Raw genomic sequence first — 12,742 nt, forward strand, 5'->3', positions numbered from 1 at the left:
GGGCGGTGGGCGCGGGCGGATCCGCCCGATCGCCGCCGCGGGTGCGGCGGGTGAGCCAGCCGTCGAGCTGCCAGCGGATGCGGTCGGCGGTGCTGTCGGGAGTGAGGGGTTCGGCGCAGCGCCAGGTGCGGGAGAGGTGTTCTCCGGCAGCGGTTTCCGCCTGGATCGACAGGCGGGTGCAGGCCACCGCGGCGGCGGCGAGGCGTTCGTGCAGCTGGGCGGCGAGCATGCGGCCCGCGAAGGCGGCGGCGTCCACGCGGTCGATGGGCGGGTCGCAGCGGTATTCCACGGTGAGGTCGGCGGCGGGCGGCCGGGTGCCGGGTCGGCGTTCGGGTCGGGCGAGCGCGCAGCGGTGCGCGGCGATGGCGTCCGCGCCGAAACGGGAGGACACCTCGGCGGGAGTGAGCGCCGCGAAGTCGCCGATGCGGCGTAATCCCAAGCGGTGCAGCAGATCCACCAGGTCCGCGCGTTCCGGGGCGGACAGGGCGGGTTCCACCGCGAGTTCGCCGATCGGCAGCGGCGCGAGGAAGGCCGCGCCGCCTCCGGGCGGCACCAGGGTGGCGCGCCGCGCGGCGAACACCGCCGTCGACAGTTCGTCGGCGATCCCGATCTGGCATTCCACCCCTACCGCCGCCACCGCGTCCACCAACCGCTCCGCCGCCGCCTCCTCCGATCCGAAATACCGCGCCGCGCCCCGAGCCGCCAGCACCAGCAGCCCCGGCCGCAACACCTCCACCCCCGGCACCGTCGCATCCACGGCCGCCACCACCGGTTCGAACGCCCGCGCATCCCTATCCGGATCATCCTGCACCACAAGCAGTTCCGGACACCGAGCCTGCGCCTCCCGCCGCCGCGCCCCCCGCCGCACCCCCTCGGCCCGAGCCACCGCCGTACAGGCCACCACCCGATTCGCCGAGAACACCCCCACCGGCCGAGTCACCGGCACCCCCGCCACGGCCGCCGCCGCCACCGCGGGCCAATCCGGACACCACACCGCCAACACCCGAGACGTGGACCGCCCGCTCACGCCGACCACCCGAGCGCTCCCCACCGCGCATTCGTTTCCGCCACGGCCACAGCTGCACGGGCCGACCGCCCGAGGTCCGGCCTCGGCGCACCCGCACCGGAACGCGGCGGTTCAAGAAGCCGCATGGCGAGCGAGCGGATCGGTCGGGGTGCGGAGGGAGTCCGCGGTGGTGCCGGTGGGGTGGGCGGGGTCGGCGTGGGCGGGGCGGAGGGTTTCGACGGGCGTGTGATCCCATTCGACGCGGCCGTTGCGGGGGAAGGTGGCGAGACGGCCGTGGCGGGGTGGGAGGGAGCGGCCGCGGACGGAGACGTCGAGGCGGACGGTGCGCAGACGGCCGCAGCCGCGGCCGAGGCCGTCGTAACCGGTGACCTTGGTATCGATGCGCAGGGAGGGGCCGGACCAGGAGCCGTCCGTGACCACGAGGGTGGAGCTGCGGGCGCGGGCGCGAGCGGAGAGCACGCGGGCGCGCGACGGCGGCACGGCGGCTCCGTCGAGGCCGAGGACCACCAGGTCCAGGCCGTCCAGCAGGACCGAGGCCACCTCCAGACGGTCGGGGCCGGGGTCCGCCACGACCGCCAGGCGACCCAGCTGGGCTCCCATTTCGGCGGCGGCCAGCAGACCGAGACGGGGCAGACCGACCGCGGCGGCGTGCCCTCCGGCACCGGTCACGGCGGCCAGCAGACCGGAGAGCAGGGAGCTGGCGCCGGTGTAGGCGACCACCGACCCCTTGGCCAGCCCGCCCTCGGGCAGCAACTCCACCAGCGCGGGCGGGACGGGCAGCGCTTCCCGTCGGAACGCGCCGGACACCGCGGCTCGTCCGGACGGATCCGCGCCGCGGGCCGGGATCGCGGCCATCCGCCGCCGCAGCTGCTCGAGCTGCTGCCCCCGCACCTGCCCAGCCGAACCCATCATCGACCACCTCTCCCACCGATGGATCCGCCGCTACCGGATCCCGAATACCCAGCACCGATCCAGCTACCCACAACATTCGAATATACGTTCGAGTGCAATCCAGTAGAACCCGACACCTCGGTCACGTCAAGGGGGAGTGGCGCAAACCTCGGGTTTCGAAGCAGGCCCGTCGGGATGGTTTTCCGCTACCCTGCACCCGTGACCGAACGCGCCCGTCCCATCGTCGGCCCCGATTACCTGGTGGCCGGCCGCTACCGCCTGCAATCCAAAATCGGCGGCGGCGGCATGGGCGCGGTGTGGCTGGCAACCGACCGCCTACTCCACCGCGACGTCGCCATCAAACAGGTGCTCACCACCGCCGGACTGAGCGAGGAGCAGGCCGAGGCGGTGCGCAACCAGATCGTCCACGAGGGCCGGGTGGCGGCCAAGCTCTCACACGAGCACGCCATCGCCGTCTACGACGTGGTGCTCGAGGCCGGTGAGCCGTGGCTGGTCATGGAGTACCTGCCCTCGCGCAGCGTGGCCAAGGCACTGGCGCTGGTGGACCGGCTCTCCCCCATCGAGGTGGCGCAGATCGGCGCGCAGGTGGCCGACGCGCTCGCGGCCGCGCACGCCGCCGGAATCACGCACCGCGATATCAAGCCCGGCAATATCCTCGTCGCCGACCGCGGCGACGAGGTGGGCATGGTGAAGCTCAGCGACTTCGGCATCTCACGCGGCGTCGGCGACGGCATGGACGATCCCGATGTCATCACCGGCACCCCCGCCTACCTGCCGCCGGAGGTGGCGCGCGGGGCACAGCCGACCAGCGCCAGCGATGTGTTCTCACTCGGCGCGACGCTGTACACCGCCATCGAGGGCCAGCCGCCCTACGGTTTCTCCGACGACAGCGACGCGGTGGTGCAGCGGGCCGCCATGGCGCAGATCATCCCGCCGGAGCGCACCGGACCGCTCACCCAGGCCCTGCTGCACATGATGGAGCCGGCACCGCAGCGCCGCCCCACCATGACCGAGGCCCGCAATGAGATCCTCACGGCCGCATTCGGTCCCGGCACCGCCCCCTACATTCTCGGCGCGCCCGTGCGCACCGAGGACGGCACCATCCCCGCCTGGGCAGCCCGCAACTCCGCCGCGGGCCTGCGCAGCCCGCACTCCACCCCGCTCCCCCGCCCGCCGCGCACCCAAACCGCCGCTCCCGCAGCGGCACAGCGCAAGCCGAAGGGCATCGACTTCGCCAACCTCGGCCCCAACGCGGGTCCGCTCGCGGTGGCCATCGGCCTGCTCATCGGCCTGTTGATCATCATCGTGATCCTCGTGGCGGTGATGTAGCCGCCCGCGCCATGGCGGTATGCCCGTCGAACCGGTTCGTCTCACCGAGATCCGCCGCCGGATAGGCTGGCACCGGCACTCGTGGTGGCGACCTACGAACCCGTTGGTTCCCCGCATTCACCGCAGTGGCGCCTCGGCGCCCACACGGCCCGTGCTCGAGTGCCGCACCTCGGTCAGCACGGCATGCGCCCGGGCGGCGGTATCCGCTGCGGCCGGACATCCCAGCGGCCAGACATCCCAGCGGCCAGACATCCGGCGACCGGGCATCCCAGCGGCCGGGCATCCTGCGACCGGGGTATCCGGCGACCGGTCCTAGAGGTGCGGCGCGGAGCCCAGGAGTCGCAGGATCATGGCGGCGGTGGCCGCGCCGTACGCCACGCTGGCCGCGCGGGGCTGTGCGGCCGGGTAGTTCGAACGGTGGGTGACCACAACGCCATTGGCGAGAGTGGTCGTGGCGTCCACACGGGTCGCGACGCAGTTGCCGCCCGCCTTGGCCGCGAGATCGACCACCACCGCACTCACACTAGCGCCCGCACCCGCACCCGCACCCGCACCCGCACCCGCACCCGCACCCGCACCCGCACCCGCACCGAGAGCGTCCAACGCGTCGGCATCGAGCAGCAAGGGCGCGCGGTCACCACGGTGTACGGCCGCGCAGCAGATCAGGTCCGGGGCTTCGCGTTCGATGTGGTCGCGGATGCGGTCCGGGCTCACATCCGGCACGAATACCCCTGCGCCGCAGGCGAATGCGGCGGACTCCTGCTCGGCGCGGTTGCCGAAGACCGTCGGCTTCTCGTCACCGTGGTCGACGGCCGCGGCGACGGCGGCCAGCCCGGCCTGCCCGCAACCCAGGATCAGGACACGCAACGGCCGGTCCCGGGGCGACAGCAGTTCCCGCCCTTCGGCATAGGCGAGCCGCCCGGCGAAACGGCTCATGGCGGAGAGCGCGTCGTGGGAGGCGGGCGGGTCGGTGCGCGGGACGAGTTCGAAGGCCACCGAGTCGATTCCGCGCGCCCGCAGGGCGGCGATCTCGGCCCGGCGGGCGATCGGGTCCTGGAATCCGACCAGCCGCATACCCGGACGCAGCGGCATCGAATCCAGTTCGAAGGCGGGCTTTTTCACCCAGGCGACCACGTCGCAACGACCGAAGATCACCTGCCGGTCGGCCACGACACCCGCACCGGCCGCCGCGTAGTCGGCGTCCGCGAACCCGGCCCCGAGTCCGGCCGAGCGCTCCACGACCACCGTCACGCCTGCCGCCACCAACCCGCGAATATCATTGGGAGTCAGTGCGACCCGCCGTTCCCGGGAAGCCGTCTCGCGCGGTACGCCGACGATCACGACGCCGCCGCGAATTCGGGCAGGTCCGGCAACCCGCGCCCGGCCAGCACCTGCCCGTAGGTCAGCCCGGCCACCATATCCAGCACCAAACGCTCGATCCGGTCGAACAATTCGTCCAGCAGATCGGCGGACTCACTGCCGGGAGCCTTGCGCGGCGCGAGCACATTGAGCCGCACCCCCAGCCGCGGCGACCCGGTGCGGTCCAGGGCCACGCTGTCGATTCCGGCGGCGGCCAACAGCACATCCTCGAGCTGCGCACTGCTGTGCACCCCCGCCGATTCCAGGATCGCGCGGTCGAAGACCACGCTGAGGAACATGCCCTGCAAACTGCCGAGCGGACGCAGCACCGGCACGCCCACCCGGGCGTTGAGTCCCTCGATCCGCATCCGCGCCCGTTCCAGTTGCGCCCGCATCCGCGTGCGGTTGGCCGTGAAGTACTCCTCCCCCGTGTGTTCGAGGGTGGCGCGCACCAGATGGGTGGTCTCCCGCTGGAAGGCGATGGTCAGCCGCTCCCTCACCTCCCGCAGCCACACCGCGTCACCGGTGCAGGCCGCGCCGAACTTGCAGGGCCCGAAGGCGTTGTAGCCCTTGGAATTACCGGTGACGGTCAGCACCCGGTCGTACATCCGCCGCACCCCGCCCGCGCCCGCGACCCGCACCGCCGCCAGCGGAATGTGCTCCACCAGCCGGTCGAAGGCCATATCGCAGATGACGGGCACGTCGCGCTCCAGCAGCACCCGCCCGATCTCGCCCAGCTGCTCGGCCGAGTAGTCGGCGACGACCGGATTCCCGGGCAGCGTGAGCAGCACGCCGCACAGCCGCCCCTGCGCCGCGTAGCCGTCCAGGCAGCGCGCCAGCGCCTCCGGGTCGATCCGGAACGCGTCGTCGGCGGTGGCGGGGCAGGTCACGATGCTCAGCCCGTACTTCTCCACATGAATGCTGGAACTCTTGTAGAAGCCCTCGGGACAGACGATCACCCCGCCGGGCCGGGCCAGCGTGGCCACGGCCTCCTCCAGCAGCACCGTGCTCGAATAGGGGCAGACCACGACCTCCTCGGGCCGCACCCGCACCCCGGCCACCTCGGCCGTCGGCTGCCACAACCGCCCGAACAGCTTGTCGGCGGCCAACTCTCGCAGAATCATGGGCTGGCGTTTGTCGTACAGCACCCCGTCGCGGTACTCCGCCGGGCGTTCCAGCCGCAGCAGCTCGTTCCACGCCCGGTCCAGCGCCGCGACCGCCTTGGCGTCCGGGGCCAGCCCCGTCTCTCCGTGGTAGGCGTCGATGACCTCCGGATAGATCCGCCCCTCGGTCCCCGGAAACCACTGCGCCGCACCCAGATACCGCCGCACCTCGCGCTTGCGCTCCTCCGAGCGGCTGGTGCGGGCACCCAGTTCGAACCGGTGGTTCACCACCGATCACCTCGCGGCGCTTCTCCGGGTGCGGGTAGCTCACGCCATTGCCGTTCCAGTGCTTCCCGGAACAGCTCGCGGCAACCGTCGTCGGTGAGCCGCTCGTAGCGGGCCAACTCCGGCGCGGCGACGATATCGTTGACGGTGATGGCCGACCCTTCCCGAGCGAGGTCGTAGAGCTTCTCGAACCGCTTCACCGCGAATTCCACATCGTGTTTGAGCGCGGAGAAGCGGGTGGCGACGCGCGCCTGCCGGGAGTAGTCGTATTCCCCCACGGCCACATAGCGTTCGTCGACCACCAGCATGCTCTGGGCGTTGCGGGCGTGTTCACGCTTGACCAGGATGCTCACCACGCCGGCGCGCGCCTGCCGCCACAGCTTGTCCTCGTAAGGCACCACATCGTCGATGCCGTCGAGCACATACATGCGCCGCACATCCCGCCCGGCGGCGGCGAGCCGCAGAATGGCCTGGTGGTAGTCGTCGCCGACGTCGCCGCCGATGGTGCCCAGGTCCGCGGTGTGGATGGCGCGCACGGAGTGGGCCGCCTGGCCGAGAATGGTGAGCCAGTCCAGCACCGTGTTCCACTCCCACACGGTGGCGCTGCGTGAGGGTATCTGCGCCAGAATCTCTTCCGCGCGTTCCAGTTGCCGGTCGGCGATGAGGCGCAGCGGTTCGATGTCGTCGCGCGCGCCGGCCGCGTCGATGAGGCGCTGGGCGATGACGAGGGCGCGCTCCACCAGCTGCGGGTCCTTGCCGAGCAGCACGTTGAACCGCATGCGCAGCTCGTAGTACTCGCTGCCGGCGGCCTCGCCGGGCTCGGCCGGGCCCGACATCGGAAGTTCCTCTCCCAGCGCCAGACTCAGCCGCTCCCGCAGCGGTAGCGGCGGGATGCGGGTGCCGTTCTCGATCTGCTGGATGAGGCTGCGCGAACAGTCCGCCTTGGCCGCCAGGGACGCCTGGGTATAGCCGCGTTCGATACGCAGGCGGCGTACCAACTCGCCAATCCGCTCGTTGTCCGCGGGCCGGGTCATCGGGCGCCTCCTGTCGGTCGCCCGGAATTCGCGTGCACACAGAGTGTCACGAGGCGACATTCTAATCACGATGTGTCATCGGTTGTCGAGTGATGGATGTTATGCCCTCTCACCTGGAACTTCATGCGGCACACCGCCGTAACCCCCGAGACGGGTGACACACGATGCACGGTAGCTCACCCGGCCTTCGGCGGTGTTCTTACGCTTCCGTGCACTGCTCACCGGACAATTGACAGCCTACTCGTGCTGAAATCCATTCTTACTGCCTAAATTAGGGCAGAAATGCTTACTAAATATCATCACAAGTCACTAAAGCTTTATTGACGTCCCAAAGTGGCGACTCTTAGCATTTAGGTACGGCCCCGCCCGCGAAACATCCACGCCAACAAGCCAAGTCACGAGAACCTTGAGCAGGAGGCGAGCACCATGACACTCCGGATCACCGACTGGTCGATCACCAGCGACCTCACCCCGGAAATCGCGATCTACGATCCCCGCGGCAACGGCTGGACCCTGAGCTGGCTGCCCGGACGCTTCCTGACCAAGGTGCAGGCGATGAGCGGAATGGCGCTCGACGAATTCCTGGGCGACTTCGACCTGGCCACGGCGGCCGCCGGTGACACGCCGACCGAGGAGGTGCTGCTCGCCTTCGAACTGGCCGCGGCCCGCGCCGAGGATCTCGGAATCACCCTGGAGGAGGCCGTCGTTCGGCTCAGCACCCAGATAGTCCAGCGGGATCGGCGGCACCACGCCACCGGTTCGCGCAGCATCCTGCCCGCCGAGCGGAGGGGACCCGGCGGGCAGGATGGCGCGTGCCGCTCAGTCGATGCGCCGACGATGCGCCCAGCGGGTGAGGGCGTTGCGGTTTGACTGCTGCGTCTTGCGCAGCACATTGGAGGCGTGCGTCTCCACGGTTTTCACCGAGATGAACAGATTCTCGGCGATCTCCCGATAGGTGTAGCCGCGCGCCAGCAGGCGCAGCACCTCCAGCTCCCGCGGGGTGAGCGAATCCAGTTCCGGATCCAGCGGCGGCTCCGGCACCTGGGACCGGCCGGTGAAGGAGTCCAGTACGAATCCGGCCAGCCGCGGGCTGAACACCGCGTCGCCCCCGGCCACCCGGCGGATGCCGTCGGCCAGTTCCGGTCCCGAGATGGTCTTGGTGACATAGCCGCGCGCCCCCGCCCGAATCACCGCGATCACATCCTCGGCCGCATCGGAGACGCTGAGTGCCAAGCACACCGGCCCCGCCTCGATCCCCTGCAACACCGCGACGCCGCCGCCGTCGGGCATGTGCACGTCCAGCAGCACCACATCCGGTGTGCTGGCCTTGATTCCGGCGATCGCCTCGGCCACCCCACCGGCCTCGCCGACCACCTGCATATCGGTTTCCCGGCTCAGCTCCGCGCGCACTCCCGACCGGAACACGGCGTGATCGTCGACGAGAAAGACCCGGACACTCACTGCATCTCCTCACGCTGCCTGCGGATCGAACCCACCCACATCCGTACCACACGCTGCGCCGACGTGGCGGTCAGCGCCGACCCTCCACGGTCGCGTCATCGGTCACCCGCTCGTTCGGCGACTCGGTCGCCGGTTCCTCACCCGATACCGGCTCATCGGTGCGAACGACCAACCGCTCATCGGCGCCGTCCTTGCGCGGCATGAAGATTCGCACCTCGGTACCGCGGCCGGGCGCGGACTTCACCTCGACGGTGCCGCCACGGCGCTCGATCCGGCCGTGAATGGATTTGGCCAGGCCCTGCCGGTCGGCGGAGACGGCGTCGGGGTCGAACCCCTTGCCGCGGTCACGCACGAAGACGCTCACCTGATGCGGTTCGACCTCCGCGAACAGGTCGATGGCCGGGACGCCCGCATGTTTGGCGGCATTGACCAGCGCCTCCCGGGTGGCCCCGAGAATCGCGGTGAAATGCTCCTTGGGCAGCCCGCTGCCGCTGTCGTCGAGATCCATGGTGACATCGCCGACGGTCACCGGCGTGACCTTCACGCCGTGCTGGTCCTCCACCTCACCGGCGATGGTGCGCAGCGCCGCGGCCAGACTGGAATGCGCGGGCCCGGTGTCGTCGAACAGCCATTTGCGCAGCTCCCGCTCCTGACTGCGGGCCAGCCGCACCACCTCCTGCGGATTGTCGGCCTGCCGCTGGATCAGGGCGAGGGTTTGCAGGACGGAATCGTGCAGATGCGAGGCGATCTCCTCACGCTCCTCATTGCGAATGCGAGCCGAGCGCTCGTCGTTGAGCGCGCGCATCATGCGCAGCCACAGCGGCACGGTGAGCAGTCCCGCGCCGATCAGCGTGACCGCCACCGCCAGCAGCGCCGAACCGAGCGAACTCAGATCGATGCGCGCCAACACCACCACACCGAGACCGACCACGATGAGGGTGGCCCCGCCGACGATGCGCGCCCAGGTCACCACCGACGCCTTGGCGGGCAGGCCGAGGACCGAGCGCGGCCCGTCCTCGTCGAACTCGCGCCACACCAGCGCCGCGCCGACGGCGACCACGATGATCGGCCCGATCACCTGGGCGGCGGTCCCGCTGAACACCCACGCCATGGCCACCGACAGCGCCAACCCGAGCAGCGCCAACCCGATGCCCTGCCGCCGCTCCCGCGCCGACGGCGGGGTGTCGTCCCCACCGCCCGGGGTGAAGATCCACAGCAGTCCGTACGCCAGGATCCCGGCCCCGGCCAGGGCGGACAACAGCACGAACGCCATCCGCACCTTGAACACGTCCACACCGAGGTGATCGGCGAGCCCACCGGCCACACCGCCGACGATCCGCCCACCGGAGCGCCGCATCAGCCGCGGCACATGCGCGACGGGCGGCCCCTGGGCAGGGTCGAAGAAGGGCACCGGTGGGTACATGCCTTCGATAGTGGCACGCACACCCGACACCGCGGCATCCGGAAACACCCGGATTCACACCCTGAGGCCGGGGGACTTGTGCATATGCACAGTCGGATCCGTCCACTCTCGGCGGTCTGCCGATAGCGCATTGCTGTCATGTGCTGTGAGCTGGCAACTGACCGCCGAGTAAGTGCGATCGGCGATACGAGCAACGACGCTGGAGGATCCAAGTGAGCAAGGCGCGCCTGCGCCGACTCGCCGTGATGGCGATGTCGGGGCTAGTGGCGGTGAGTGCGGCGGGGACGGCGGTCGCCGAACCCGGATATCCGACCTTCCCGCCCGACCAGAATCAGCTGCCGCGGCTGCCGTCCGAACCGGAGCTGTACGACCTGCTGCCGATTCCGGTGCCGGAGGAGGACCCCTGGTACGACGATCCGGCGGATATCGCCGCCTACCAGCCCGGACAGATCGTGCGCTCGCGCGAGGTGCAGACCCGGATCCTGGGGATTCCGTTCCCGGTCTACACCAAGCAGCTGCTGTACCGGTCCAACGACGTGCACGACAATCCGATCGTCACCGCCACCACCGTGATCGTCCCCGGCATTCCGTGGGTGGGCAGCCCGCGCCCGGTGGTGTCCTTCCAGGAGGCGATCGACTCCACCGACTCCTCCTGCAATCCGTCCTACACGCTGCGGACCGGGACCATGAAGGAGGCCGCGCTCGCCCAGTACTGGCTGGCGCAGGGCTTCGCCATCAACGTGCCCGACTTCGACGGCAAGTTCAACACCTTCAACACCTATGCCGAGGGCAAGATGGTGCTGGACAGCCTGCGTGCCATGAAGAACGATCCGGGCCTGGGCCTGACCGATTCCGGCATCGCGCTCTACGGCTACTCCGGTGGCGGCTCGGGTTCCATCCGCGCGGCGGAACTGCGCGCCACCTACGCACCGGATGTGCGGATTCTCGGCACCAGCATCGGCGGCACCCCGGGCGACCTGGTGGGCATCGCGCGCTACGCCACCCAGCCGCAGCCGGGCCTGACCGGCACCAGCAACTTCACCATGTGGCTCGGAATGGCGGCGCTGGCCCGCGAATACCCGGACGTCTTCGATCCGAAGGAACTGCTCACCGAGGAGGGGCAGCGGCTGCTCGCGGACTTCCAGGACCGCTGCTACGCCACCATCGCGCTGACCGGGTCGTACCGTCCGATCAGCGCCTACTACCAACCGGGCAAGTCGCTGGAGAATTCACCCGAGGTACTGAAGGTGCTGCGGGACAACAGCCTCGGCAAATACATCCCCGATACGCCGGTGCTGTGGTGGCACGGCCTGTGGGATGAGCTGATCCCGCCGTCGGTGGTGATCCCCACCGTGAACTCGTACTGGGAGCGCGGCGCGGACCTGCGCTTCTACACCGTGCCGGTGCCCGAGCACATCACCAACGCCGTGACCGGATGGATTCCCGCGGTCGCCTGGACCAGCGCACTGCTGCGCGGCCTGCCGCCGGGCCCGAAGTTCAAGGCCGACTTCCAGCCGCTGCCACCCGGCTTCCCCGGCAGCTGAGCGCGCTGCTCCGGGAGTTCAGGCCCATTTTCAGGGTGAACCCCGATGCGGCTGAGCGGCGGGCGGCGCGACGATGGGACCATGAACTCAGCGAGCGACTGGTCCAGTGGCGCCGGACGGGGCAGCTTCAGCGATCAGCTTCATCATCTCTGGCAGACCCGGCCGGTGCGAATGCCGCGGCAGGGGCCGATCGCGGGCGTGGCCGCCGGATTCGGGCGGCGGTACAACGTCGATCCGGTACTGGTGCGGGTCGCCTTCGTGATCTCGGCCTTCTTCGGCGGCGCGGGCATCGTGCTGTACCTCGCGAGCTGGGTGCTCATGCGCCAGGAGGGGGACGAGGCGTCGGCCGCCGAATCGCTGTTCGGGAAGGGACGCAGTTCGCAGTCGCACACCAAGACCATCGTGTTGATGGTGGCGCTGGGTATCGCGATCATGACCGCCGGACCGGTCGGTACCGGGCTCGGCGGCTCCGGACTGATCAGCTTCGCGCTCATGCTGGGCGGTTGGTGGCTGCTCTACCAGCGGCAACCGGAACCGCCGGTGGGGAGCCTGGATTCGGGATTCGCCGCTATGGGGTACCCGACGACCACCGGATACCCGGGGACCGCTTTCCCCGGCTCACCGCAGTGGACCGGCTACCCCGGCACCACCTCGCCGTACGGGCCGTACACCACCCTGCCCGACCACTACGAGCCCGATCCGGCGCGGCAGGCCGCCACCAGCGAGCTACGCGCGGAACCGCCGGTGCGCGAGGGCGATTCGAACGCCACCGCCCGCACCGAAGTGCTGCCGAAACCCGACGGGAGCACGGGGACCGGAGAGTCCGGGGACGGCACGGCCGCGGCATCCGACGACGACCCGGCCCCGACCGTCGAACTGTCCAAGGGCGACCCCACCACCGCGAAACCACTCGCCTCGAATTCGACTGCCCCCGAGGGCGATCCGACGCCAACCGAGCAGTCACCCGAGAGAAGGACGCGTACCGAGGTGCTACGAGTCAAAGGCGATATCGTGGAATCGGTCACCCTGCGCAAAGACCCGTCGGCGTCTACGGACGAACTCCCGAACGACGATGATGCGTCGTACGGCTCCGGAGCGGACGACACGCCGCCCTACTCGCCCGAACCCGGACGACACCCGGGCGAATCTCCCGACCCGCACCGGATTCCCTCCGCCTCGGAACCCGAGCGCCGCTCCTACGGCCCCGCCCCCATCTCACCGGACTTCCGCCCCGCCCCGCCGGGCTGGGATCCGCTCGGCGTGGC

The 12,742-nt window shown here is 70.2% G+C and carries 11 protein-coding genes; 4 read left to right on the plus strand and 7 right to left on the minus strand.

The genetic code is table 11. From position 1 onward, the window contains the following. Positions 1 to 1,027: DNA polymerase Y family protein (locus tag QK444_RS21290; protein ID WP_282782947.1), on the minus strand; the 1,027-nt coding region annotated here is incomplete at its 3' end. A gap of 111 nt (positions 1,028 to 1,138) precedes the next feature. Next, entirely contained in the window at positions 1,139 to 1,936 is a 798-nt protein-coding gene (locus tag QK444_RS21295) for a hypothetical protein (RefSeq protein WP_282782960.1), read from the minus strand. A 177-nt stretch (positions 1,937 to 2,113) separates the two neighbouring features. On the opposite strand from QK444_RS21295, the gene QK444_RS21300 reads away from it, so the two are divergent. Continuing rightward, positions 2,114 to 3,268, plus strand: coding sequence for a serine/threonine-protein kinase (locus tag QK444_RS21300; RefSeq protein WP_029923796.1), 1,155 nt, complete (start codon positions 2,114 to 2,116; stop codon positions 3,266 to 3,268). A gap of 312 nt (positions 3,269 to 3,580) precedes the next feature. On the opposite strand, the gene QK444_RS21305 is transcribed toward QK444_RS21300, so the two are convergent. The 3 genes from QK444_RS21305 to QK444_RS21315 are packed head-to-tail and all read right to left on the minus strand — an operon-like array spanning position 3,581 to position 7,049. Beyond that, positions 3,581 to 4,609 (minus strand): hypothetical protein, encoded by a 1,029-nt coding sequence (locus QK444_RS21305; RefSeq protein ID WP_282782950.1) that lies wholly within the window; start codon positions 4,607 to 4,609, stop codon positions 3,581 to 3,583. Continuing rightward, on the minus strand, positions 4,606 to 6,018 hold the full coding sequence (locus tag QK444_RS21310) for an aminotransferase class I/II-fold pyridoxal phosphate-dependent enzyme (RefSeq protein ID WP_282782952.1): 1,413 nt from the start codon (positions 6,016 to 6,018) through the stop codon (positions 4,606 to 4,608). The genes QK444_RS21305 and QK444_RS21310 overlap by 4 nt, the downstream gene beginning before the upstream one ends. After that, positions 6,015 to 7,049 carry a helix-turn-helix transcriptional regulator gene (locus QK444_RS21315; protein ID WP_282782953.1) on the minus strand — a complete coding sequence of 345 codons (1,035 nt, stop codon included), beginning with the start codon at positions 7,047 to 7,049 and terminating at the stop codon, positions 6,015 to 6,017. The genes QK444_RS21310 and QK444_RS21315 overlap by 4 nt, the downstream gene beginning before the upstream one ends. Positions 7,050 to 7,475: 426 nt before the next feature. Here QK444_RS21315 and QK444_RS21320 point away from each other — a divergent pair, with 426 nt between their 5' ends. Further along, a complete protein-coding gene (locus QK444_RS21320; protein ID WP_282782955.1) occupies positions 7,476 to 7,919 on the plus strand; it encodes a hypothetical protein in 444 nt (147 codons plus the stop codon). Here the strand turns inward: QK444_RS21320 and QK444_RS21325 are convergent. Next, on the minus strand, positions 7,869 to 8,510 hold the full coding sequence (locus QK444_RS21325) for a response regulator transcription factor (protein WP_039810146.1): 642 nt from the start codon (positions 8,508 to 8,510) through the stop codon (positions 7,869 to 7,871). The genes QK444_RS21320 and QK444_RS21325 overlap by 51 nt on opposite strands. A gap of 70 nt (positions 8,511 to 8,580) precedes the next feature. Beyond that, complete coding sequence (locus QK444_RS21330; RefSeq protein WP_282782962.1) at positions 8,581 to 9,933, minus strand: ATP-binding protein; 1,353 nt, start codon at positions 9,931 to 9,933, stop codon at positions 8,581 to 8,583. 245 nt (positions 9,934 to 10,178) lie between these two features. On the opposite strand from QK444_RS21330, the gene QK444_RS21335 reads away from it, so the two are divergent. Together QK444_RS21335 and QK444_RS21340 are read left to right on the plus strand one after the other, a co-directional pair. After that, entirely contained in the window at positions 10,179 to 11,477 is a 1,299-nt protein-coding gene (locus QK444_RS21335; protein ID WP_282782964.1) for a lipase family protein, read from the plus strand. Between the two features lie 81 nt (positions 11,478 to 11,558). Further along, positions 11,559 to 12,742 (plus strand): PspC domain-containing protein (locus QK444_RS21340; protein ID WP_282782958.1); only part of this gene is annotated, 1,184 nt, incomplete at its 3' end.

The organism is Nocardia sp. CC201C (assembly GCF_030010695.1).
Lineage (GTDB): Bacteria > Actinomycetota > Actinomycetes > Mycobacteriales > Mycobacteriaceae > Nocardia > Nocardia otitidiscaviarum.

Excerpts from the sequence above, each read along its gene's own strand:
- QK444_RS21295 (WP_282782960.1), bottom strand. The coding sequence starts at position 1,936 with ATGGGTTCGGCTGGGCAGGTGCGGGGGCAGCAGCTCGAGCAGCTGCGG.
- QK444_RS21300 (WP_029923796.1), top strand. The coding sequence starts at position 2,114 with ATGGTTTTCCGCTACCCTGCACCCGTGACCGAACGCGCCCGTCCCATC.
- QK444_RS21315 (WP_282782953.1), bottom strand. The coding sequence starts at position 7,049 with ATGACCCGGCCCGCGGACAACGAGCGGATTGGCGAGTTGGTACGCCGC.
- QK444_RS21330 (WP_282782962.1), bottom strand. The coding sequence starts at position 9,933 with ATGTACCCACCGGTGCCCTTCTTCGACCCTGCCCAGGGGCCGCCCGTC.
- QK444_RS21335 (WP_282782964.1), top strand. The coding sequence starts at position 10,179 with ATGGCGATGTCGGGGCTAGTGGCGGTGAGTGCGGCGGGGACGGCGGTC.
- QK444_RS21320 (WP_282782955.1), top strand. The coding sequence starts at position 7,476 with ATGACACTCCGGATCACCGACTGGTCGATCACCAGCGACCTCACCCCG.